The organism is Hydrogenophaga sp. GW101-3F08 (assembly GCF_059424585.1).
The window spans coordinates 448555-469828 of record NZ_JBWKZP010000002.1 but is presented as its reverse complement, the minus strand read 5'-3'; the positions used below and the strand labels follow the sequence as shown (position 1 = coordinate 469828).

Genomic DNA, 21274 nt, shown 5'->3' with positions numbered 1-21274 from the left:
TCTCATCCGAAGCTGATCCCACGTTGTCTCCTGTTTCCGGAACATGTCACTCGAGTGACGATGGGCGGATTGTGGAGCGCGATCGGCGGCGCTTCAAACGAGAAATTTTTCGCTTAGATCATCGATTTTTTCGATGCTTTGGACTGGTGCGAAAACTGCGAAATGCCCACCACTGGTGCACTGGCGGCCCGTTTTCGGGAGCCGTTCTGCGCGTCGACAAAGGCCAGTGCGGACTTCACCACGGTCTCCACGGCCTGTGTGCTGGGGTCGGTGCGGTAGCTCGCGTGGATGGACAGCGGCTGCAGCGCGCTGTCACAGGCGAGCTGGCGCAGATTGGGGAAGGTCTGCATGCGCTGCACCGCGTGGCGCGGCAGCGTGGCCACGCCGAACCCACCCTGCACCAGTTGCGCCATGGCCGAGATGGACGAGATGGTGTGCACCCGCCGCGGCTCGATCCCTTCCTGGCGAAACAGGTCCAGCAGGGCCACGTGTGGCAGCGAACCCCGCTGAAAGGTGAGGATCTCCAGTTCGCCCAGCTCGGCCAGGGTGTAGCGGCGCTTGCGGTGCAATTGGGCGTTGCCCATGAACACCATGTCCATGGCGGGCAGCGCGCGGCTGCGCACGCCGTCGGCCGAGGCGGGCAAGGCGGCGAACACCAGGTCCTGGGTGCCGCGCTGCACCTGCTCGACCAGGATGGGTGTGGTCTCCACCGTGAGCTCCAGCGCCAGCCCCGGGTGGTCGGCACGCAGCTTCTCGATCCAGGGAATCAGCCAGGAATGCAGCACCGACTCGATGGCACCGATGCGCATGGACACCGCCAGCGCGGCGCCCGACCCCATCTCGGCCTTCGCTTCGCGCTGCAGCTCCAGCAGGCGCTGGGCGTAGGTGAAAAAGCGTGCTCCGGCAGCGGTCAGGCGGAACTGCTTGTCGCGCCGGTCCAGCAGCAACACGCCCAGTTCCTCTTCCAGCGCCGCGATGCGGCTGGACATCGCCGACTGCGTGAGAAACAGTTTTTCGGCCGCGCGCGTCACGCTTTTGAGCGACGCCACCCAGTAGAAGGCCTCCACGAAACGCAGGTTCATCGCGGCCTCCGCTGCGCTCGCCGCTGGCGCTGGATGCGGGTCTTCCAGAGGACAAGCGCGTTGCCCCCTGGCCCGGCATTTGCATTTATGCTGTGACGCTTCTTCATCCAACCATTGTCCCGGAGAAAGCATGAAGCATTCACTCATCATGTTCGTGGCCTCCCTGGTCCTGGGCGCCTCCGCCCAGGCACAGACCCGGTGGGACCTGCCCGCCGCCTACCCGGCGACCAACTTCCACTCGGTCAACCTCGCCAGCTTCGCGGCCGACGTGGACAAGGCCACCGCGGGCAAGCTCAAGATCACGGTGCACCCGGGTGCGTCGCTGTTCAAGGCGCCCGAGATCAAGCGCGCCGTGCAGGGCGGGCAGGCCCAGATGGGCGAGATCCTGCTGGCGGCCTACCAGAACGAATGGCAGATGTTCGGTGCCGACGGCCTGCCCTTCCTGGCCACCAGCTACGACGCGTCGATGAAGCTCTACAAGGCGCAGAAGCCGATCCTGGAGAAGAAGCTCGGTGAGCAGGGCCTGATGCTGCTGTATGCCGTGCCATGGCCGCCGCAAGGCATCTACAGCAAGAAGCCGCTGGCCAGCGCTGCCGACCTCAAGGGCAGCAAGTGGCGCGCCTACAGCCCGGCCACCTCGCGCATCGCCGAGCTGGTGGGGGCCCAGCCGGTCACCGTGCAGGCCGCCGAGCTCTCGCAGGCGCTGGCCACCGGTGTGGTGGAAACCAACATGACCTCGGGCGCCACCGGCGTGGACAGCAAGCTCTACGAGCACCTGAAGCACTACTACGACGTGCAGGCCTGGCTGCCCAAGAACGCGGTGATCGTGAACAAGCGCGCCTTCGACGCGCTGGACAAACCCACCCAGCAGGCCGTGCTCCAGGCCGGCGCCGCGGCCGAAGCCCGCGGCTGGGCCGAGTCGAGCAAGGTCAACGCCGACACGCTGGCCGTGCTCAAGGCCAAGGGCATGGTGGTGGAGCCACCTTCGACCGCGCTCAAGGCCGACATGCAGAAGGTGGGCGAAACCATGGTCAAGGAGTGGCTGGACAAGGCCGGCCCCGAGGGCCAGGCCATGCTGGACGCGTACAAGAAGTAATCACCCCTGCCGCGCTTCGCGCGACCCCCTCAAGGGGGCGGCACCTGCGGCCCGGCAAAGCCGGTTCCGCGGTGCCTCTGGGTTGCGTTGGCGGGTACTCCGCGAAAGTTTCGAATGCGCAAGACGCTTGATGCCCTCTACCTCGGCGCGGCCTGGCTGGCTGCGCTGTTCATGATCGGCGTGCTGGTCATGGTGTTGCTGTCCATGCTCGGTCGCATGTTCCAGTTCTACATTCCCGGCACCGACGCCTACGCCGGTTACGCCATGGCGGGCGCGGGTTTCCTGGCGCTGGCGCACACACTCAAGTGCGGTGAACACATCCGCGTGACGCTGATCATCGGCAAACTCAGGGGCGGTGCACGGCGTGGGCTGGAGCTGTGGTCGCTCTCGGCGGCGGTGCTGCTGTCCGCCCTGCTGGCGGTCTATGCCTGGCGGCTGGCCTGGCAGTCGCACGCGTACCACGACATCTCCACCGCCAGCGATGCCACGGCGCTGTGGATTCCGCAGCTCCTCATGGGCCTGGGCACCACTGTGCTGCTGATCGCTTTCGTTGACGAGTGGGTGCTCGAGTTCCAGCGCAAACGCGCGCACGGCGAGGTGGAGACGCGCCATGAATGACGTGCTCGTCACCAGCCTGTTGATCGTCTCGCTGTTTGCCTTGCTGGGCAGCGGTGTCTGGATCGGGCTCACGCTCGCGGGCGTGGCCTGGATCGGCATGGAGCTGTTTTCCTCCCGCCCGGCGGGCGACGCCATGGCCATCACCATCTGGGGTGCGGCCAGCAGCTGGACGCTGACCGCCCTGCCGCTGTTCGTGTGGATGGGCGAGATCCTGTTCCGCACCAAGCTGTCCGAGAGCATGTTCCGTGGCCTGGCGCCCTGGGTGAACGCCCTGCCCGGGCGCCTGCTGCACACCAACATCCTGGGCAGCACCATCTTCGCCGCGGTCTCGGGCTCGTCGGCCGCCACCTGCGCCACCATCGGCAAGATGACCATCCCCGAGCTGACCCAGCGCGGCTACCCGCCCGAGAAGGTGGTGGGCTCGCTGGGCGGCGCCAGCACGCTGGGCCTGCTGATCCCGCCATCCATCATCATGATCGTCTATGGCGTGGCGGCCGAGGTCTCGATCGCCAAGCTGTTCGTGGCCGGCGTGGTCCCCGGGCTGATGCTGGCCGCCCTGTTCAGCGGCCACCTGATGATCTGGGCACTGCTCCACCCCGACCAGGTGCCGCGCTCCGAGGGCCGCCTGAGCCTGCGCGAGAAGCTCGGCGAGTCGCGCCACCTGATCCCGGTGGTGCTGCTCATCGGGGGCGTCATCGGCACCATCTACACCGGCATCGCCACCGCCACCGAAGCGGCGGCGGTGGGCGTGGTCGGCGCGCTGCTGCTCTCCGCGGCCCAGGGCTCGTTGACCGCGAAGACCTTCCGCGACTCGCTGCTGGGCGCCACGCGGCTCTACTGCATGATCGCGCTCATCCTGGCCGGGGCGGCCTTCCTCACGCTGGCCATGGGCTACATCGGCCTGCCGCGCCACCTGGCCGAGTTCGTCACCGGGCTGCAGCTCTCACCCGTGGTGCTGATCGTCGCGCTGGCCCTGTTCTACATCCTGCTGGGCTGCTTTCTGGACGGCATCTCCATGATCGTGTTGACCATGGGTGTGATCCTGCCCACCGTCAGCGCCGCCGGCATCGACCTGATCTGGTTCGGCATCTTCGTGGTGATCGTGGTGGAAATGGCGCAGATCACGCCGCCCGTGGGCTTCAACCTGTTTGTGCTGCAAGGCATGACACAACGCGAAATCACCTGGATCGCCAAGGTCTGCATGCCCTACTTCTTCCTGATGGTGCTGGCGCTGATCCTGCTGTGGTGGTTTCCCGGGCTGGTGACCTGGCTGCCTTCCAGGATGTAGAAGCCCCATCCTCTAAGATGCAAGCCCTGCCCGCGCAACGCGGCAGGGCTTTGTGTTTGTTGAAGGAATGACGTGTTCAAGAATGTGACGATCTACCGCATCGCGCCCGGCTGGGCGCCCGCGCTGGAGACCATGGAAGCCGCGCTGGATGCGGCGCGTTTCGTGCCCTGCGGAGCCACGCAGGACAAATCGGTGGGCTGGGTGGAACCCCGCGGCGAGGCCCACGGTCCGCTGGTGGAGTCGGTGGCCGGCCAGCGCATGCTCAAGCTGATGATCGAAACCAAGGCCGTGCCCGGCTCGGTCGTGCGCGAGAAAGCGGACGAAGAAGCCGAGCACATCGAAGCCACCACTGGCCGCAAGCCCGGCAAAAAGCAGATGAAGGAACTGCGCGAGGACGCGCTGCTGTCGCTGCTGCCGCAGGCCTTTCCGCGCCGCACGGCCGCCTGGGTCTGGATCGACCAGGCCAACGGCTGGCTGGTGACCGACGCCAGCAGCCAGGGCAAGGTCGACGAACTGGTGACCGCGCTGGTCAACGCCTTCAACGACCTGAACGTGACCCTGTTGCAGACCCAGGTGACACCGCAGACCGCGATGACGCAATGGCTCTCGGCCCCCACCTCCGATGAAGACGATGGTGGCGCGCCCGGCGGTTTCGCGGTCGAACGCGAATGCGAACTCAAATCGGGCGACGAAGAAAAGTCGGTCGTGAAGTTCACCCGCCACAACCTCGCCACCGACGAGGTGCGCAAACACATCACCGAAGGCAAGCTGCCCACCCGCCTGGCCATGAGCTGGGAGGGCCGCGTCGGCTTCGTGCTCACCGAATCGCTGCAGCTCAAGCGGCTGGCCTTTCTCGAAGGCGTGTTCGACGACCGCGCCGACGACGGCGAGAGCGGCTTCGACACCGACGTGGCGCTGACCACCGGAGAGCTGAGCAAGCTGATCCCCGAGCTGATCGAAGCGCTGGGCGGCGAAATGGCGTTCGGCGCGGCGGCATCCGATGCCACCGCGGTGCCGGGCAGCGAAGCCAAAGCCTCGCAAGGCCACGCCGCCGTCACCGCCGTCGGGGACGACGACGATCCTCCGTTCTGATCCGACACCCCTGAGGCCACCCCATGCTCACCGTCGTCGCCATCTGTCTGGGCGCCTGCATCGGCGCGCTGTCGCGCTGGCAGCTCAGCCTCTGGCTCAACCAGAGCCACGCACTGCTGCCCTGGGGCACGCTCACGGCGAACTGGGCGGGCGCCTATCTGGTGGGCGTGGCGGTGGTGTTTTTCCAGACCCAGCCCCAGCTCGACCCGACCTGGCGCCTGGCCATCGTCACCGGTTTCCTGGGCGCGCTGACCACCTTCTCCACCTTCTCGGTGGAGGTGGTGAGCATGCTGCAGCACGGCCGCTGGCTGCTGGCCACGGGCAACGCAAGCCTGCACCTGCTGGGCTCGCTGCTGCTCACGGGGGTGGGCGTGAAGATGGCGGGCTGGTGGTGGGCGCCGGCCTGAGAGGCTGAGCGTCTTCGCTGACGACCAGCGCGACGCCCCACCGCCGCTGAGTGCGGCATCGCACAGACGCCCCCGGGGGCAGGCGACCAGACTGGGTTCCCCAGCCCTTCCCGCAGGGGACCGACCATGATTCAGATTCGCAAGGGGCAGGCGCCCGCCCCCATGGCACGGGCGCAATTCGCCGAGCGCTTCCGGGCCTCGTTCATGGACCCGGCCTTTCGTGCGGAGGAGCCGGCCATCGACCGGTTGGAGGCCATTGCCTGGGCCGCCTTCAGCGAAGGCCGCAAAGCGCCGTTCACCCACCCCGCGGGCAAAGGCTACGCGGACCCGAATTACCAGCTCTCCGACGAATGGGTGGCTACGAAACAGCGGCTGGATACCGCGCAATCGCGCTGGGCGGACCCGGCCACGCCGTCGCGCGTGCTGCTGGTGTGCGGCTCGGCGCGCAACGACGGCACCTGTCCGGGTGAAATCTCCAAGAGCTTTCGGCTGATGGAGATCGCCCGCGAGGTGCTGGAGCCGCTGGGTCTGCAGACCGATGTGCTGGACCTGAGCCTGCTCACTTCCGACTATGGCCTGAAGATCCACCCCTGCAAGGGCTGCCTGTCCACCGCCATGCCGCTGTGCCATTGGCCCTGCAGCTGCTACCCCAACCACGCGCTGAACCAGACCAACGACTGGATGGCCGAGATCTACGAGCGCTGGACCGCGGCCCACGCCGTGCTCATCGTCACCCCGGTCTACTGGTACCAGAGCCCGAGCCCGCTCAAGCTGATGATGGACCGCATGGTGTGCGCCGACGGCGGCAATCCCGACCCCACCGCCACTGGTGGCAAAGACCCCGCCAAGGCCAAGGCCCTGGAGATGGAGGGCTGGAGCTACCCGCAGCACCTGGCCGGCCGTGCCTACGGCGTGCTGGTGCACGGCGACGTGGCCGGCATCGAAGGCGCAAGGCGATCGCTGTGCGACTGGCTGGACTGGATGGGCTTTCTCGATGCGGGTGCGCAGGCCCGGCTGGACCGCTACATCGGCTACTACCAGCCCTACGCCAACAGCCATGAAGCCCTGGACCGCGACGAGGGCCTGCAGGAAGAGGCCCGCAACATGGCGCGCGCCGTGGCGCAGGCCGTGGTCGAACTGCGCGCCGGCCGGCTGCGGGCGGCGCGGCCCGCTCTGAAACGGCCCCGGCCCAAGTAGCGCAGCGGGGCCCAAGCGCCGACACCACCCGCCGACCCCGTGCCCACCGACGACAGCAACGTGGTGCTGAAGGACGTGGTCGTTCAAGGCGCCATCGGGACCGGCTACAAGGACGACGTCGGAGCCTGACCCGCGCCCCAGCGGCTGCCCTTCTGCAGTCTGCCGCGCGCGTGCGGCGTACCGACACGCGCAACCAGGCCGCCTGCGCCAGGCGCGGGCGTTCGTCGGACCGAAGCCATTGATCCAGGTCAAACGTCGTTAAATATTCATTTCAATTGAATCATATCGGACTTATAGTCCGCGCATGCCCACATTTCCACAGCCCACACGAGCCCGGCAGCGCTGGGTCCTGTGGTGTCTGCTGTTCTGCTGGGGCATCGTTTTCGCATCGCCCCTGCTGACCCACCACGGCATGACCGAGGTCTGTGGCAGCGATGGCGTCAAGTGGGTCAACGTCGACGACAGCCCCGACAGCCTGCCGGCCCCGACGCTGGACTGCGCCCTGTGCCTGCCCGCCGCTCTGCCCACGCCCGCCGCCGATCCTGCGTTCGCCGAACGGCCACGCCACCACACGCTGGTGGCCCGTGGCGAGAACAGTGTTCCCCCTGCCCCTGTGGCCATGCCACCGCCCGCGCGTGGCCCACCCCTTTTCCAAAACCAAACCCAAGAGGTTCACACATGAAAGACGACAGCACCTTGTCTGCCAGCGACACCACCGTATGGGGTCGTCGGCGTTTCCTCAACACCGCCGCGCTCGCGGGTCTGACGCTGGGCGCTGCGGCCTGCACCGAGAAGGAGTCGGGTGCCGCCAACACCCCCGCCGCGGCACCGGCCGCGGCACCCGATGCCGCGCACGCCAGCGGCAACAGCACACACCTCAAGCCCGGTGAGCTCGACACCTACTACGGCCTGTGGAGCGGTGGCCACACCGGCGACATGCGCGTGCTCGGTCTGCCCTCGGGCCGCGAACTCATGCGCATCCCCTGCTTTGTGCCCGACGCACTGGTGGGCTGGGGCATCACCAACGAGTCCAAGAAGATCATGGGCACCAAGCCCGATGGCTCGCTGCGCTACACGGTGGGCGACTCGCACCACACCCACGCCTCGTACAAGGACGGCAACTACGACGGCCGCTACGCCTGGATCAACGACAAGATCAACGCCCGCATCGCGCGCATCCGTCTGGACTACTTCATCTGCGACAAGATCACGCAGTTGCCCAACGTCCAGGGCTTCCACGGCATCTTCCCCGACAAGGCCGACCCGGTGGACCCGGCGATCAACTACACCACGCGGGTGTTCTGCGGCGCCGAGTTTTCCATCCCCCAGCCCAACACCGGCCTGGACGATGGTTCCAAGTACCGCTCGATGTTCACCTGCGTGGACGCCGAGAGCATGGAAGTGCGCTGGCAGGTGCTGATCGACGGCAACTGCGACCTGGTCGCCACGTCCTACGACGGCAAGCTCGCGGCCACCAACCAGTACAACGTCGAGATGGGCGTCACCTACGAAGACATGATGTCGGCCGAGCGCGATGCCTGCCTGTTCTTCAACATCGCCCGCATCGAAGCGGCGGTGAAGGCCGGCAAGTTCAAGACCGTGGGCAGCTCCAAGGTGCCGGTGGTCGATGGCACGCACGCGGCCAACCAGGACCCCACGACCGCGCTGACCGCCTACGTTTCCGTGCCCAAGAACCCGCACGGCGTCAACGCCAGCCCGGACGGCAAGTACTTCATCTGCGCCGGCAAGCTCTCGCCCACGGCCACCGTGATCGAGCTGAACAAGGTGCTCGAGTGGTTCGACGGCAAGCTGGAAAAGCTGGACGCGGCCATCGTGGCCGAGGTCGAGATCGGTCTGGGCCCCCTGCACACCGCCTTTGACGGCCGTGGCAACGCCTATACCACGCTGTTCCTCGACAGCCAGGTCGTGAAATGGAACGTGGACGCCGCGATCAAGTTCCACGCCGGCGACAAGGCCGCCAAATACGTGGTCGATCGCATCGACGTGCAGTACCAGCCGGGCCACCTGAACGCCAGCCAGTCCGAAACCAAGGCCGCCGACGGCAAGTACCTGGCCGTGGGTTGCAAGTTCTCCAAGGACCGCTTCCTGCCCGTGGGCCCGCTGCATGCCGAAAACGAGCAGCTGATCGACATCTCGGGCGACAAGATGGTGCTGCTGGCCGACCACCCGGTGCGTGGCGAGCCGCACGACTTCATCATCTTCAAGCGCGAGCTGCTCCAGCCCAAGCAGGTCTACACCATCGACGAATTCCCGCTGGCCATCAAGGACCCGAAAGAGTCCGGCGTGTTCCGCGACGGCAAGAAGGTCACGGTGAAGATGACCTCGCAGGCCCCGGCGTTCAGCCTGCGCGAGTTCAAGGTCAAGAAGGGCGATGAGGTGACGCTGATCCTCACCAACCTCGACAAGGTCGAAGACCTGACGCACGGCTTCGCGATCCCCAACCACAACGTGAACTTCATCGTCAACCCGCAGGAGACGGCATCGGTCACGTTCATCGCCGACCAGCCGGGCGTGTACTGGTGCTACTGCACGCACTTCTGCCACGCGCTGCACCTGGAGATGCGCACCCGCATGATCGTGGAGGCGTAAGCCTTCGCACCCCTCCCCACCTGGGGAGGTCTTGCCTTGCCGGGTCCGGTGCCGGCGCCGCGTGGCGCTGGCATCGGGCTCCGCCCCCCCTGGACCCCAACGATGTCGATTGCACGCCTTTTCTCGGCCGCGCTGACCGCCGCCGCTCTGTGGCTGAGCCCGCTCGGCAACGATGCATGGGCACAGGCCTACGAGGCCCATCTGCCCGCCGACCTGGCCACCAACCCCGATCTGTGTGCCCTCGTGCCCTGCGGCGATGTGTTTCCGGGCGCCAAGAGCTTTTCTCAACGCATGGGCCAGCCACCGTATGTGGAAGCCCATGGCGACGCCGACCCGCAGCAACCGGGCAAGAAGACCCTGCTGGGCTACGTGATGCTCTCGACCGACATCACCGACACCCCGGCCTACTCCGGCAAGCCGGTGGTCACGCTCATCGGCATGGACGCGCAGGGCCGTTATGTGGGCATCAAGGTGCTCAAGCACTCCGAGCCCATCCTGCTGCTGGGCATTCCTGAACAGGCCCTGCTCGATTTCAACCACCAATACCTCGGCAAGTCGGTGGCCGACCAGATCGAAGTGGGGCCCTCGCGCCCCGAAGAAAACGTGCTCGGGGTGGACGCCATCTCGGGCGCCACCGTGACCGTGATCGCCCAGAACCAGGTGATGCAACTCTCGGGCGCGGCCGTGGCCCGCCAGGTCGGCATCATCGAGCCCACGCGGCGCGACCCCGCCCGCTTCGTCGCGCGCCAGCAGCGCTACAGCTGGGCCGAGCTGGTCGACATGGGTGCCGTGCAGACCCTGCGCGTCACGCCCGAACAGGTGGGCCTGCCGCGCGGCGACGTGCCCTTCATCGAGCTCTGGTTCGGCGACCTCAACCACCCCGACATCGGCAGCAGCCTGCTGGGTGAGCGCAGCTTCGCCAACCTGCGCGAGCGCCTGCAGCCGGGCGAACACGCGCTCTTCGTGGTGCGCACCGCGGGCGTGGAGTCGTTCAAGGGCTCCGGTTTCGTGCGCGGCGGCCTGTACGACCGCGTCCAGGTGAAACAGGGCGCCGACTCGTTCACCTTCCGCGACCTCGACTACCTCAACCTCTATGGCCTGCAGGCCGCGGGCGCGCCGGCCTTCAGCGAGTCGGCCATCTTCGTCATCCGGGCCGGTTCGTTTTCGGCGGCCTACCCCTGGAAGCTGGCCTTCCTGGGCAACCGGGTGGACCGCGCCACCGGCCACCGCAGCTTCGCCAATTTCGAGTCGAAATACTGGCTGGCGGCGGATCTGCTCGAAGGCGGGCGCCCGGTGGTCACCGAGCCCGACGCGCCCTGGGTGCGCATCTGGAAGTCGCGCGCCATCGAGATCGGACTCTTCATCGCCCTGCTGCTGGCGGTGGCGGTGGTCTATGCCCTGCGCGACAAGCTCACGCGGCGCTCGACCCACAAGAACAAATGGCCGGTCAACGCCTTCAAGTACTCGGCCTGGGCGCTGAGCATCGGCTTCATCGGCTTCGGTCTCATGGCGCAGCCCTCCATCACCCAGGTGCTGACCTGGTTCCACGCCCTGCTGTTCCAGTGGACCTGGTCTTTGTTCCTGTCGGACCCGTTCATCTTCGTCTTCTGGGTCTTCATCATCGTCACCGTGTTCGTGTTCGGGCGCGGGCTGTTCTGCGGCTGGATGTGCCCCTTCGGCTCGCTCTCCGAAGCCCTCTACAAGGTGGGGCGCGTGATCGGCCTCAAGCGCTTCCAGACGAAGCTGCCGCAGGTCTGGCACGACCGGCTCAAGTGGCTGAAGTACGCCATCTTCTTCGGTCTGCTGGTGGTGTCGATGTTCTCCATGGGCCTGGCCGAGGTGCTGGCCGAGGTGGAGCCCTTCAAGACCACCTTCCTGGTCGGCATCACCCACCGCAGCTGGCCTTACGGTCTGTTCGTGGTGGTGATCCTGGGCCTGTCGCTGTTCATCGAACGCCCCTACTGCAAGTACATCTGCCCGCTGGGCGCCTCGTTGGCCATGCCCAGCACCTTCCGCTGGTTCGGCCTGCAGCGCAAGCAGGACTGCAACAGCTGCAAGGCCTGCGCCGTGGGCTGCGGCGCGCAGGCGATCGACGCCGATGGCCGCATCGACCACCGCGAATGCCTGCACTGCCTGGACTGCATGGTGCTTTACACCGACCAGAAGGGCTGCCCGCCGCTGGCCAAAGAGCGCAAGCGCCGCGAACGCGACGGCCTGCTCATCACGCCGATCGGGCGCGACGGTTACTTCATCCCGATCCAACCGGTCTCGCCCGTCAGCGCCCGGGCCGCGCAGGGCCCCGATCCGCGCATGCCCACCGCGCCCGCCCAACCCTGGCCCGGCGGCCGCGCCCCAGGCCTCAAAGGTCTGTGGCAGGAGGTGCAGCACCACCTGTGGCCCTGGAGCCGCGACGGCTGGAAGCACCAGCGCGCCCTGCAGTTCGCCGGGCTCTCGCTGGCCCTGGCCGCCAGCGTGGCCTGGCTGCTGGCGGCCGACGGGCGGCTGTCGGCCAGCGCCATCATCGGCTGGTGGTTCGGCTGGAGCGTCTACGAGGTGCTGATCCGCATGGCGGGCAAGCGCTACGTGAAGGACGGCCCGTGGTGGCAGGCGCGTTACCGCGTGGCGAACTGGATGGACATGCTCAGCTACGTCGGCTTCAAGAACCTGCTGATCGGCGCGACGCTGTTCCTCGCGCTCAAGACCCTGGGGCACCTGGCGTGAAGACCCACAGCTCCTGGCGCCAACGGCTGGCCTGCGTGTGGCTGCTGGGCCTGGCCCTGCCCGCGTGCTCCGCGTGGTCCGCCGTGTGGCGGGTCGAACCGGGCGGCGACATCCAGGCCACCGTGGCGCAGGCCGCCGTCGGCGACGTGGTGGAGGTGGCGCGCGGTTTCTACAGCGTGAACCTGCGCATCGACAAACCCCTGACCCTGCGCGGCATCAACCGCCCCACCCTCAGCGGCGGCCAGCGCGGCGACACCATCCGCGTCGCGTCGCCCGACGTGCTGATCGAAAACCTGATCGTGCGCGACTCCGGCACCAGCCTGAAAAGCCAGCACGCGGGCATCTACGTGCAGCCCGGCTCGCACCGCGCCGTGGTGCGGCGCTGCGACCTGACCTACAACCTCTTCGGCCTGTGGATCGAAAAGGCCAACGAAGTGCGCATCGAACACAACCGCATCACCGGCCTGCGCGACCTCAACTCCTCGCAGCGCGGCAACGGCATCCAGCTCTACAACACGCAGGGCGCGCGCATCACCGGCAACGACATCAGCTTCGTGCGCGACGCGCTCTATGTCGACGTGTCGCACAACGCCGAATTCCGCGGCAACCGGCTGCACCACAGCCGCTACGGCTCGCACTACATGAACTCGTACCACAACCTGTGGGAAGACAACGACAGCTACTACAACCGCGGCGGCCTGGCCTTGATGGAGGTGCGCGACCAGGTGGTGCGCGGCAACCGCACCTGGGGCAATTCCGACCACGGCATCATGCTGCGCACCCTGCAGGACTCGGTGATCGAAAACAACGTGGTGGCCGGCAACGACCGCGGCTTCTTCATTTACGACGTCGAGTACGTGACCCTGCGCAACAACCTGGTGGTGGACAACCGCGTCGGGGTGCACCTGTCCGCGGGGTCCACGCGCAACCAGGTGGTGGGCAACGACTTCATCGCCAACCGGGAGCAGGTGCGCTACGTGGGCGCGCGCGACGAACCCTGGGGCCAGCCCCAGCCCGGCCAGGGCAATCACTGGAGCAACTACCTGGGCTGGGACCGCGACGGCAACGGCATCGGTGACCTGTCCTACGAAGCCAACGACCTGGTGGACCGCCTGCAATGGCGCCACCCTTCCATTCAACTATTGCTGGGCAGCCCCGCCGTGCAGGCCCTGCGCGTGCTGGGGCACCAGTTCCCGGTGCTGCGCGTGCCCAGCGTGATCGACCCCCATCCGGCCATGACGCCGAAACACCCCCACTGGAGCACATGGCGTGACAAGCATTTCCGCTGAGGCCCTGCATCTCGAGGGCGTCACCAAACCCTATGGCAGCCGGCGTGCGCCGCTGCTGGCGCTGGACAACGTGAGCCTGCGGGTGCCACGCGGCCAGCTCTTCGGCCTGATCGGCCACAACGGCGCGGGCAAGAGCACGCTGTTCAAGCTCGTGCTCGGACTCATCACCCCCAGCCACGGCCACATCCGCGTCAACGGCTGCGCGGTGAACGGCCCCGACTTCCGCACCACCCGGCGCGCCCTGGGCTACCTGCCCGAGAACCTGGTGCTGTACGACAACCTCACCGGGCTGGAGACCCTGCGCTTCTTCGCGCGCCTCAAGGGCGCCCCCCAGACGCAATGCGCCGCCCTGCTCGACCGCGTCGGCCTCACCCGGGCCGGCGGGCGCGCGGTGCGCGAGTACTCCAAGGGCATGCGCCAGCGGCTGGGTTTTGCCCAGGCCCTGCTGGGCGACCCGCAACTGCTGCTGCTCGACGAGCCCACCACCGGCCTGGACCCGTCGGCGATCCGCGATTTCTACGACCAGCTCGACCTGCTGCGCTCGCAGGGCGTGACCCTGGTCATCAGCTCGCACATCCTGGCCGAGCTGCAGCAGCGGGTCGATGCCCTGGCCATGCTCAGCAACGGTCGCGTGTGCGCGCAAGGCTCGGTGCAGGCGCTGCGCGAGCGCTCGCGCATGCCCCTGGTGTTCCAGCTGCGCGCCGCGCCGACCTGGCTGCAGACCCTGTCCAACGATCTGCCCGGGCAACTGGCCGGAGCCGACATCGCACTGCAGCAGCGCGAACCCGATCTGCTGGAACTGCGCTGCCCGCGTGAGCACAAGATGCGGGTGCTGGCCTGGCTGGCCGGCGCGGGCCTGAGCGACCTGCAGATCCACGAGCCCTCGCTGGAGGACGTGTACTTCGGCCTGAGGGAGGCACCATGAACGTGTCATTGCAATGGCGCCAGGTGCAGGCCGTGGCCGCCAAGGAATTCCGCGACCGGCTGCGCAACCGCTGGGTGCTGGCGGTGGCCGTGGTCTTCACGGTGTTCTCGCTGCTCATCACCTACTTCGGCTCGGCCGCGCAGGGCCAGATCGGCCCGCGCTCGATCGAGCTCACCATCGCCAGCCTGGTCAGCCTGGTGATCTACCTGATCCCGCTGATCGCGCTGCTGCTCGGCTTCGACGCCATCGTCGGCGAGCGCGAGCGCGGTTCGCTCGACCTGCTGCTCGCCCTGCCCATCACGCGGCTCGAACTGCTGCTGGGCAAGTACCTCGGGCTCGCGGGTGCGCTGACGCTGTCCACCGTCTCGGGCTTTGCGCTGGTGGCCCTGCTGCTGTACCAGCGCTTCAGCTGGGCCGGCCTGTACCACTACGCCGGCTTCGTGATCAGCTCGGTGCTGCTGGGGCTGGCGTTCCTGAGCCTGGCGGTGCTGCTGTCGGTGCTGGCCCGCGACCGCACCCGCGCCTCGGGCCTGGCCATCGCGCTGTGGTTCGCGCTGGTGCTGGTGTTCGACCTGCTGCTGCTGGGCCTGCTGGTGGCTACTGGCGGGCAGTTCGGCGGCCAGGTCTTCGCCTACCTGTTGCTGCTGAACCCGGCCGACATCTTCCGCATCCTCAACGTGTTTTCGCTCGACGACGTGCAGCGCCTGTACGGCCTGGCCAGCATCCTGCCTCCGGCGCTCAGCCAGGTGGGCTGGCTCGCCAGCGCCATGCTGGCCTGGATCGTCGCGCCCCTTGCCCTGGCCTCCTGGAGATTCCGACCATGAACACCCCTTTCAACCTCACCCTGAATCGCAGGCGTCTGCTGTGCGGCTGCGCCGGCCTGGCGGCCTTGAGCCTGGCGGGTTGCGGCCAAAGTGGCGCTGCCGCCAACGGCGCCCCGGCCGAGATCAGCCCCCAGGCCAGCTGCTCGCTCGACGGCATGCTGCTGGCCGACTACCCCGGCCCCAAGGGACAGATCCGCTACGACGGCGTGGCCGAGGTGCAATGGTTCTGCGATTCGGTGGAACTGCTGTCGGTGCTGCTCGCCCCCGAGCAGGTGCGCGCGGTGGTGAGCGCGCACGTGCAGGACATGGGCCAAGCCGACTGGGACCAGCCCCGGGGGCACTGGATCGACGCGCGCCAGGCGCTCTACGTGCTGGGCAGCAAGCGCCACGGCTCCATGGGCCCCACGGCCGCGAGCTTCGCCACCGAGTCCGCCGCGCAAACCTTCATGCAGCAACACGGCGGCCGCCTGCTGCGCTACGCCGAGATCCAGCCCGGCATGGTGGACCTGAGCGGCGGTGCGCTGCACGACACCCGCATGTGATGCCGCAACGCCGCCGGTTCATCGGTCTCTCGCTGCTGTGCGCCTCGGCCGTGCTCGCCGGTCTGGGCTACCGGGTGGTGCGGGGTGCCCCGGCGCCCGCCCGGCGGGACACTGTGCTGCCCGACGACGTGTGCCTGACGGCGCCCACCTTCTCCCACGACCCCGCCTCCGGCCTGCCCCTGCACGCGGCGCGCGAGGTGCCGCCCGAGGCACGCTGCCCGGTCTGCGGCATGTTTCCGGCGCGCCAGCGCCGCTGGGCGGCCCAGGTCATCTTCAACAACGGCGACGTGCAGTACCTGGACTCGCCCCTGAGCCTGTTCCTCTACCAGCAGCAGGTCCCGCGCTACACCGCCGGCCAGAGTGCCGCCAGCATCGTGGCCTCGTACGTCACCGACCTGGACACCGGCGCCTGGACACCCGCCGAGCAGGCCTGGTACGTGCACGGGTCGAGGCAGATGGGCCCGATGCGATCGGGCAACCTGCCCGCGTTCGCCACCCTGGACCAGGCGCGCGCCTTCGCGGCGCGGGAAGGTGGCGAGTGGTTCACGGCCGAGCGCTTGCGCCAGGGCCTGCCCGCGTCGCTGCAGCGGCTCGCGCCGCACACCCACGGCCGACCACTTTGATGCGTGTCAAAAAACGGATTTAATTGTTCATATAAAATGAATATTAAAATCCACCCCGCCCCCTTCACCACTTCATCCAAGGATTCCCCATGAACGCCAAGAACCTTCTCCTGATCCTGGGCTGCAGCGCCGCCCTGCTGGCCTGCGGCGAAAAGCCCGCCGACACCGCGGCGGCGCCGGCCGCTCCCACCCCGGTGGCCGCAGCGCCCGCACCCGCCCCGGAACCCGCACCGACCCCCGTGGCCGAGAACGCCGTGGGCAAGAAGGTCTATGGCTCGGTGTGCTCCATGTGCCACGCCGCTGGCGTGGCCGGTGCACCCAAGCCCGGTGACAAAGCCGACTGGGGCCCGCGCATCGCGCAAGGCAAGGACACGCTCTACAAGCACGCCCTTGAAGGCTTCACCGGCGCCAAGGGCATGATGCCCGCGCGCGGTGGCAGCAGCACCCTCACCGACGACGAACTGAAGGCCGCCGTGGACCACATGGTCGCCCAGTCGCTCTGAACCCACCCGGCCCCACCATGACACACCTGCTCCAACGCCGCCAGTACCTGGCCGGGCTGGGCGGCCTGCTCGTCGCCGGCCTGGGGCTGCGCCCGGCGCTGGCCAGCCCCGACGTCCACCGCGCGTCCCGCGTGTTGATGGGCACGCGGGTGGACATCGTGGCGCAAGGCGAAAGCCCTGGCGCCACGGCGGCGGCCGTGCAGGCGGCCTTTGCGGAAATGCAGCGTCTGGAACGCATGATGAGCCGCTACGGCGCCGACAGCCTGGTGAGCGCGATGCACCGCAGCGCGGGCCATGGCCTGGTGATGGCCCCGCCCGAGCTGCTCGCAGTGCTGCAGCGGGCCGCCGAGCTGTCACGGCTCAGCGACGGCGCCTTCGACATCACGGTGGGGGCGTACGGCGGCTGGTCGTTCGACCCGCGGGACGCCCGCATGCCCGCGCCGGAAGAGTTGCGCCGCGAACGCCGGCTGGTGGATTTCCGCGACGTGTTGATCGACCCCGCGACGGGTCAGGCCGGCCTGGGCCGCCCGGGCATGCGCATCGACCTGGGGGGCGTGGCCAAACTTCCCATCCTGCAGGCGGGTCTGCGCGTGCTCGAACAACACGGCCTGCGCCACGCCATGGTCAATGGCGGTGGCGACGTGCTCACGCGCGGCCAGCTCCAGGGCCAGGACTGGCGCGTGGGCATCCGCGACCCGCGCGCGCCCGAGCGGCTGATCGGCACGGTGCAGGTGCGCGACGCCTGCGTGGCCTCCTCCGGCGACTACGAGCGCTGCTTCGTGCGCAACGGCCGGCGCTACCACCACGTGCTGGACCCGCGCACGGGCATGCCCAGCCGCGGCGTGCGGGGCGTGGTCACGGTGTCGCGCCAGCCCGATCCTCCGGTCAACGGCCTGGGCGCAGCGATCATGGTGGCGGGCGCCACGGCGGGGCGGCACCTGCTCGCGCCGCTGCGCGGGGTGGACAGCCTGATCGTGGATGCCGATGACCACATCCACACCATGGGGCGGTGGGGCTGACCCTCGTTGCTTCCGGCATCAGCCGGCTTTGGCCTTGGCCGGCTTGCGCGCGGCCGGTGGCCGTTTGGCGGGAGCGGCCGGACCGGTTGAGGCCGGCGCCTTTTTGGGCATCTTCAATGAGGCGAGCTGGATCGGGATCAGGTGGGGCAGCAGCCCCGCGTGCGCCTTGCTGGTGGCCACGGGCGCCAGCAGGTCGGCCAGCGTGACGCCGTCGAGCACATCAAAGAACCCCTTCATGGCCTTGTACAACGAGTCCTTGAGCCGGCAATAGCCGTCGAGCCGGCAGGTGTTGTTCTTCTTGTCAAAACACTCCACCAGGGTCAGATCGGTCTCGGTCTGACGGACGATCTCGCCCAGGGTCAGCTCGTTGGCCGGTTTGAGCAGGCGCAGGCCGCCGCCCCGGCCGCGCGTGGTCGCGATCCAGCCACAAGCGGCCAGGATCATCACGATCTTGGTGAGGTGGCTGCGCGAAATGCCGTGTGCCTCGGCAATCTCGTTCACCGTGGGCGGGTGCTCGCGTCCATCACAGGCCGCGCAGTACATCAGCACGCGCAGGCTGTAGTCGGTCCATTGGGTGAGTCGCATCGGGTCTTCGCCCTGTGAAAAGACGAGGTTGGTTCAAGAGGTTTCACTGTACCGTCAAAACGGCGCGCGCCCGGTCGGGCGCGCCGGCCGCTCAACCTCTTGGCCTCTCAGTCCTTGAGGATGGCGCCCGTGCCGTCCTGCACCTGCACATGGATGGGGATGCCCTGGCGCACGCTCATGGACACGGTGCAGAACTCCTCGAACTGCGCGAGCACGCGGTCCAGGTGCTCGATGCGGGCCGCGGCCTGGCCCAGCTCCAGCTTCACGTGGATGCCCACGATGCGCAGGCGCTTGTTCTCGTTGCGGCCCATCTCGGGCGTGGCGGTGGCCACCAGCGTGCCCGGGTCCTGCTTGAACTTCTGCAGCGAAAACAGCAGGCTCGCGCTCAGGCAGTTCGCCACCGCCGCCAGCAGCAGGTGGTCGGGCGCCGGGCCGGCGCCCTGGCCCAGCGGCGCGGGCTCGTCGGCCAGCAGCGACGGCATCGCCGCGCCGAAATCGACGAGGAACTGGTAGCCCGACTGGCGGGTGATGGTCACGCTGGCGTTGTCGCTCATGCCGGGTCCTTCGGTGTGGGTTGCGGGGCAATGTTCCGCATCTTACCCATTCCCCCAGGAGTATGTAGCCACCCACAGGGCCATGACCTACCCCCCACCGCGCTGCATGTACAGGTCGAAGCGTTTCATGAAGGCGTGGCGCTGCGCCGCGTCCAGCCCGTTAAAGACGAAGCCCACGCGCAGCACGGGCATGCGCATGAGCGCGATCACGCGGGGCGGCCGGGTCTGCCAGCTCAGCTGCAGCGCGCCCGGCGGTATCTCCACCCGCGCCGTTTGGCCCTCGCGCAGCCATGCGCAGGCACCGATGGCCGCGGGCAGCCAGCCCAGCCACTCGGCCTCGGTGCAGCCCATGTCGCGCTCGAAGCGCTCCGCATAGCTCGACTGCAAGTCAGCCCCCAGCGATGGGTGGCCAGATGGCCAGCACATCGCCCTCGGCCAGCGTGGTGCTCATGCGCTTGTCGGGCTCGACGTATTTGCCGTTGACCAGCACCAGGTGCACCAGCTTGGGCGGCAGGCCAAAGGGCTCGATGATCTGGCTGATGGGCGCGTCCGGGCTCACCTCCAGCGACAGCTGGTTGCTGCGTCGCGCGTCGGCAGGCAGGTAGTCGGTCAGCGTGGCGAAGAGCTTGAAGGTGATGCGCATGGAAGACATTGTGATAGATGGCAAACGATCCGCCGCCGGGCCGCCCCAAGGCGGATCAGCCCCCTCGGGGGCAGCGACCCGCGCAGCGGCGGAGCGTGGGGGTCATGGGGCCAGCCACCGGGCCGCCCCGAGGCAGGCCCAGCCCCCTCGGGGGGCAGCGACCCGCGCAGCGGCGGAGCGTGGGGGCCATGGGGCCAGCCACCGGGCCGCCCCAAGGCAGGCCCAGCCCCCTCGGGGGGCAGCGACCCGCGCAGCGGCGGAGCGTGGGGGGTCATGGCCTCACCGGCGGCGTTCGTCGGCGGCGCCGCTCCAATGCCCCTGCCCCTGCGCGCTGGACAGGTAGGCGTCCATCAGTTTCGTGGGGTCGTGCATGAGCCGGTCTTTCCATTCGCCCAGGCGCACCTGGCCTTCGACCAGGCCACGCATCACGCCCACGTGATCGGTCCAGCCCACGGAGTTGCAGCCCACCATGACGTCGCCCTGGAACTGCAGGCTCAGGTGCCGGCCCGCGGTCTTGTCGGTCAGCTCCACGTGTTCCCCACCGGGCACGCCCTGCCAGTTGCCAAAGCTGGTGGAGATCAGGCCCAGGGTGTCGAGCACGTTGATCTGCGTCACGCCCGGCAGGCTGGTCGACTGGCCGATCATGTTGAGCGCGGCCACGCGGGCCTGCTCGGCGGCGTTGGGCTGGATGGCGCTGACGATGGTCTTGCCGCTGACCTTGTCGTAGGCCTCGGCGCAATCGCCCGCGGCGTAGATGCCGGGCACATTGGTCTGCAAGTGTTCGTCGGTCAGCACCCCCACCAGGCAGCGCACGCCGCTGGTCTCCAGGAAGCCGATGTTGGGCCGCACCCCGGTGGCGCTGATCACGAGATCGGCCTCCACCCGTTCGCCGCTGGACAGGCGCACCTGCATCTTGCCGTTGGGGGCGGACGCCGAGCCGATGCCGACCACCTGCGCGATCTTGCCCAGCAGGCCGGGCTCGGCGCCGTTGCCGCGCTCGATGGCCTCGACCCGGGTGCCGGTGAACACCTTCACGCCGTGGTTCCCACACCAGTCCTTGATCATGCCGCCCGCCGTGGGGCCCATCATGCGCGGCACCATGCGGTCGCCCATCTCCACCACGGAGAGTTCCACGCCGCGCTTTTGCAGCGCTTCCATGATGATGCAGCCGATGAAGCCGGCGCCCATCTGCAGCACCTTGGCGCCGGGCTTGGCCAGGTTGGCGATGGCGCGCGCGTCGGCCAGCGTCCAGCAGCTGTGCACGCCCGGGCCGTCAATGCCGGGAATGGGCGGTGTGGCGGGCGACGAACCGGTAGCGATCAGCAGGGTGTCAAAACCCAGGGTGTTGCCGTCGCTCAGCTCGACCGTGCGCTTGGCCGTGTCCAGCCGTTTGGCGCGCACACCGCGCAGCAGCTGGATGTTGAGCCGGCTGTAGTGGTCTGCCGTGTGGCGCAGGTGCGTACCCTCTTCGCCCACCTTGCCGATCAGCAGATAGGGGATGGCCATGCGCGAGTACGGGGCCTCGTTCTCGTCGCCCACGAGGGTGATCGGATCGTGGGGCGCGTGCTTGCGGATGGTCTCGGCCGCGATGACACCGGCCGGGCCGGCGCCGAGGATGACGTGGTGGGTCATAGTTTCTCCAAAAGAAAGATAGCG

At 68.1% G+C, this 21274-nt stretch carries 22 protein-coding genes; 16 read left to right on the top strand and 6 right to left on the bottom strand.

Going from position 1 to position 21274, the window contains the following annotated elements:
- Positions 1 to 113 precede the first annotated feature (113 nt).
- On the bottom strand, positions 114 to 1082 hold the full coding sequence (locus AC07YZ_RS07850) for a LysR family transcriptional regulator (protein WP_494794352.1): 969 nt from the start codon (positions 1080 to 1082) through the stop codon (positions 114 to 116).
- Between the two features lie 130 nt (positions 1083 to 1212).
- Between AC07YZ_RS07850 and AC07YZ_RS07845 the strand changes: the two genes are divergently transcribed.
- The 16 genes from AC07YZ_RS07845 (at position 1213) to AC07YZ_RS07770 (ending at position 17836) form a co-directional block, all read left to right on the top strand.
- Complete coding sequence (locus AC07YZ_RS07845; RefSeq protein WP_494794351.1) at positions 1213 to 2178, top strand: TRAP transporter substrate-binding protein; 966 nt, start codon at positions 1213 to 1215, stop codon at positions 2176 to 2178.
- A 114-nt stretch (positions 2179 to 2292) separates the two neighbouring features.
- Positions 2293 to 2796, top strand: coding sequence for a TRAP transporter small permease (locus AC07YZ_RS07840; protein WP_494794350.1), 504 nt, complete (start codon positions 2293 to 2295; stop codon positions 2794 to 2796).
- On the top strand, positions 2789 to 4084 hold the full coding sequence (locus AC07YZ_RS07835) for a TRAP transporter large permease (RefSeq protein WP_494794349.1): 1296 nt from the start codon (positions 2789 to 2791) through the stop codon (positions 4082 to 4084). The genes AC07YZ_RS07840 and AC07YZ_RS07835 overlap by 8 nt, the downstream gene beginning before the upstream one ends.
- Before the next feature lie 72 nt (positions 4085 to 4156).
- Positions 4157 to 5176 carry a recombination-associated protein RdgC gene (locus AC07YZ_RS07830; RefSeq protein WP_494794348.1) on the top strand — a complete coding sequence of 340 codons (1020 nt, stop codon included), beginning with the start codon at positions 4157 to 4159 and terminating at the stop codon, positions 5174 to 5176.
- Between the two features lie 23 nt (positions 5177 to 5199).
- Positions 5200 to 5583, top strand: coding sequence for a fluoride efflux transporter CrcB (gene crcB / locus AC07YZ_RS07825; protein WP_494794347.1), 384 nt, complete (start codon positions 5200 to 5202; stop codon positions 5581 to 5583).
- Positions 5584 to 5709: 126 nt separating this feature from the next.
- Positions 5710 to 6780 carry a flavodoxin family protein gene (locus AC07YZ_RS07820; RefSeq protein WP_494794346.1) on the top strand — a complete coding sequence of 357 codons (1071 nt, stop codon included), beginning with the start codon at positions 5710 to 5712 and terminating at the stop codon, positions 6778 to 6780.
- 304 nt (positions 6781 to 7084) lie between these two features.
- The gene (locus AC07YZ_RS07815) at positions 7085 to 7462 is read left to right on the top strand and encodes a DUF2946 family protein (protein WP_494794345.1); all 378 of its coding nucleotides are present in this window, start codon (positions 7085 to 7087) and stop codon (positions 7460 to 7462) included.
- Positions 7459 to 9390 (top strand): TAT-dependent nitrous-oxide reductase, encoded by a 1932-nt coding sequence (nosZ, locus tag AC07YZ_RS07810; protein WP_494794344.1) that lies wholly within the window; start codon positions 7459 to 7461, stop codon positions 9388 to 9390. The genes AC07YZ_RS07815 and nosZ overlap by 4 nt, the downstream gene beginning before the upstream one ends.
- A 102-nt stretch (positions 9391 to 9492) precedes the next feature.
- Entirely contained in the window at positions 9493 to 12111 is a 2619-nt protein-coding gene (locus AC07YZ_RS07805; protein WP_494794343.1) for a 4Fe-4S binding protein, read from the top strand.
- Complete coding sequence (locus AC07YZ_RS07800; protein ID WP_494794342.1) at positions 12108 to 13400, top strand: nitrous oxide reductase family maturation protein NosD; 1293 nt, start codon at positions 12108 to 12110, stop codon at positions 13398 to 13400. Before AC07YZ_RS07805 ends, AC07YZ_RS07800 begins: the two co-directional genes overlap by 4 nt.
- Complete coding sequence (locus AC07YZ_RS07795) at positions 13381 to 14325, top strand: ABC transporter ATP-binding protein (RefSeq protein WP_494794341.1); 945 nt, start codon at positions 13381 to 13383, stop codon at positions 14323 to 14325. Before AC07YZ_RS07800 ends, AC07YZ_RS07795 begins: the two co-directional genes overlap by 20 nt.
- Positions 14322 to 15149 carry an ABC transporter permease gene (locus tag AC07YZ_RS07790; protein ID WP_494794340.1) on the top strand — a complete coding sequence of 276 codons (828 nt, stop codon included), beginning with the start codon at positions 14322 to 14324 and terminating at the stop codon, positions 15147 to 15149. The genes AC07YZ_RS07795 and AC07YZ_RS07790 overlap by 4 nt, the downstream gene beginning before the upstream one ends.
- Positions 15146 to 15691 (top strand): nitrous oxide reductase accessory protein NosL, encoded by a 546-nt coding sequence (locus AC07YZ_RS07785; RefSeq protein ID WP_494794339.1) that lies wholly within the window; start codon positions 15146 to 15148, stop codon positions 15689 to 15691. Before AC07YZ_RS07790 ends, AC07YZ_RS07785 begins: the two co-directional genes overlap by 4 nt.
- A complete protein-coding gene (locus AC07YZ_RS07780; RefSeq protein ID WP_226493736.1) occupies positions 15691 to 16314 on the top strand; it encodes a nitrous oxide reductase accessory protein NosL in 624 nt (207 codons plus the stop codon). Before AC07YZ_RS07785 ends, AC07YZ_RS07780 begins: the two co-directional genes overlap by 1 nt.
- An 89-nt stretch (positions 16315 to 16403) precedes the next feature.
- Positions 16404 to 16817, top strand: coding sequence for a c-type cytochrome (locus AC07YZ_RS07775; RefSeq protein ID WP_494794338.1), 414 nt, complete (start codon positions 16404 to 16406; stop codon positions 16815 to 16817).
- 17 nt (positions 16818 to 16834) lie between these two features.
- A complete protein-coding gene (locus AC07YZ_RS07770; protein ID WP_494794337.1) occupies positions 16835 to 17836 on the top strand; it encodes an FAD:protein FMN transferase in 1002 nt (333 codons plus the stop codon).
- An 18-nt stretch (positions 17837 to 17854) separates the two neighbouring features.
- Here AC07YZ_RS07770 and AC07YZ_RS07765 read toward each other — a convergent pair whose 3' ends face one another.
- The 5 genes from AC07YZ_RS07765 to AC07YZ_RS07745 form a co-directional block, all read right to left on the bottom strand.
- Complete coding sequence (locus AC07YZ_RS07765; RefSeq protein ID WP_494794336.1) at positions 17855 to 18421, bottom strand: RrF2 family transcriptional regulator; 567 nt, start codon at positions 18419 to 18421, stop codon at positions 17855 to 17857.
- A gap of 107 nt (positions 18422 to 18528) precedes the next feature.
- Positions 18529 to 18975, bottom strand: a complete 447-nt coding sequence (locus tag AC07YZ_RS07760) for an OsmC family protein (RefSeq protein WP_494794335.1) — start codon at positions 18973 to 18975, stop codon at positions 18529 to 18531.
- 87 nt (positions 18976 to 19062) lie between these two features.
- Positions 19063 to 19362, bottom strand: a complete 300-nt coding sequence (locus AC07YZ_RS07755; protein WP_494794334.1) for a hypothetical protein — start codon at positions 19360 to 19362, stop codon at positions 19063 to 19065.
- 1 nt (position 19363) lies between these two features.
- Positions 19364 to 19618 carry a sulfur carrier protein ThiS gene (gene thiS, locus AC07YZ_RS07750; RefSeq protein WP_226493742.1) on the bottom strand — a complete coding sequence of 85 codons (255 nt, stop codon included), beginning with the start codon at positions 19616 to 19618 and terminating at the stop codon, positions 19364 to 19366.
- A gap of 279 nt (positions 19619 to 19897) precedes the next feature.
- Positions 19898 to 21250: an NAD(P)/FAD-dependent oxidoreductase gene (locus tag AC07YZ_RS07745; RefSeq protein ID WP_494794333.1), complete on the bottom strand. Its 1353-nt coding sequence runs from the start codon at positions 21248 to 21250 to the stop codon at positions 19898 to 19900.
- Positions 21251 to 21274: the final 24 nt, after the last annotated feature.

Coding starts and splice junctions, on each gene's coding strand:
- AC07YZ_RS07835 (WP_494794349.1), top strand. CDS start 2,789: ATGAATGACGTGCTCGTCACCAGCCTGTTGATCGTCTCGCTGTTTGCC.
- AC07YZ_RS07785 (WP_494794339.1), top strand. CDS start 15,146: ATGAACACCCCTTTCAACCTCACCCTGAATCGCAGGCGTCTGCTGTGC.
- AC07YZ_RS07775 (WP_494794338.1), top strand. CDS start 16,404: ATGAACGCCAAGAACCTTCTCCTGATCCTGGGCTGCAGCGCCGCCCTG.
- AC07YZ_RS07765 (WP_494794336.1), bottom strand. CDS start 18,421: ATGCGACTCACCCAATGGACCGACTACAGCCTGCGCGTGCTGATGTAC.
- thiS (WP_226493742.1), bottom strand. CDS start 19,618: ATGCGCATCACCTTCAAGCTCTTCGCCACGCTGACCGACTACCTGCCT.
- AC07YZ_RS07850 (WP_494794352.1), bottom strand. CDS start 1,082: ATGAACCTGCGTTTCGTGGAGGCCTTCTACTGGGTGGCGTCGCTCAAA.
- AC07YZ_RS07770 (WP_494794337.1), top strand. CDS start 16,835: ATGACACACCTGCTCCAACGCCGCCAGTACCTGGCCGGGCTGGGCGGC.
- AC07YZ_RS07790 (WP_494794340.1), top strand. CDS start 14,322: ATGAACGTGTCATTGCAATGGCGCCAGGTGCAGGCCGTGGCCGCCAAG.
- AC07YZ_RS07745 (WP_494794333.1), bottom strand. CDS start 21,250: ATGACCCACCACGTCATCCTCGGCGCCGGCCCGGCCGGTGTCATCGCG.
- nosZ (WP_494794344.1), top strand. CDS start 7,459: ATGAAAGACGACAGCACCTTGTCTGCCAGCGACACCACCGTATGGGGT.
- AC07YZ_RS07815 (WP_494794345.1), top strand. CDS start 7,085: ATGCCCACATTTCCACAGCCCACACGAGCCCGGCAGCGCTGGGTCCTG.
- AC07YZ_RS07780 (WP_226493736.1), top strand. CDS start 15,691: ATGCCGCAACGCCGCCGGTTCATCGGTCTCTCGCTGCTGTGCGCCTCG.
- AC07YZ_RS07805 (WP_494794343.1), top strand. CDS start 9,493: ATGTCGATTGCACGCCTTTTCTCGGCCGCGCTGACCGCCGCCGCTCTG.
- AC07YZ_RS07760 (WP_494794335.1), bottom strand. CDS start 18,975: ATGAGCGACAACGCCAGCGTGACCATCACCCGCCAGTCGGGCTACCAG.
- AC07YZ_RS07845 (WP_494794351.1), top strand. CDS start 1,213: ATGAAGCATTCACTCATCATGTTCGTGGCCTCCCTGGTCCTGGGCGCC.
- AC07YZ_RS07820 (WP_494794346.1), top strand. CDS start 5,710: ATGATTCAGATTCGCAAGGGGCAGGCGCCCGCCCCCATGGCACGGGCG.
- AC07YZ_RS07840 (WP_494794350.1), top strand. CDS start 2,293: ATGCGCAAGACGCTTGATGCCCTCTACCTCGGCGCGGCCTGGCTGGCT.
- crcB (WP_494794347.1), top strand. CDS start 5,200: ATGCTCACCGTCGTCGCCATCTGTCTGGGCGCCTGCATCGGCGCGCTG.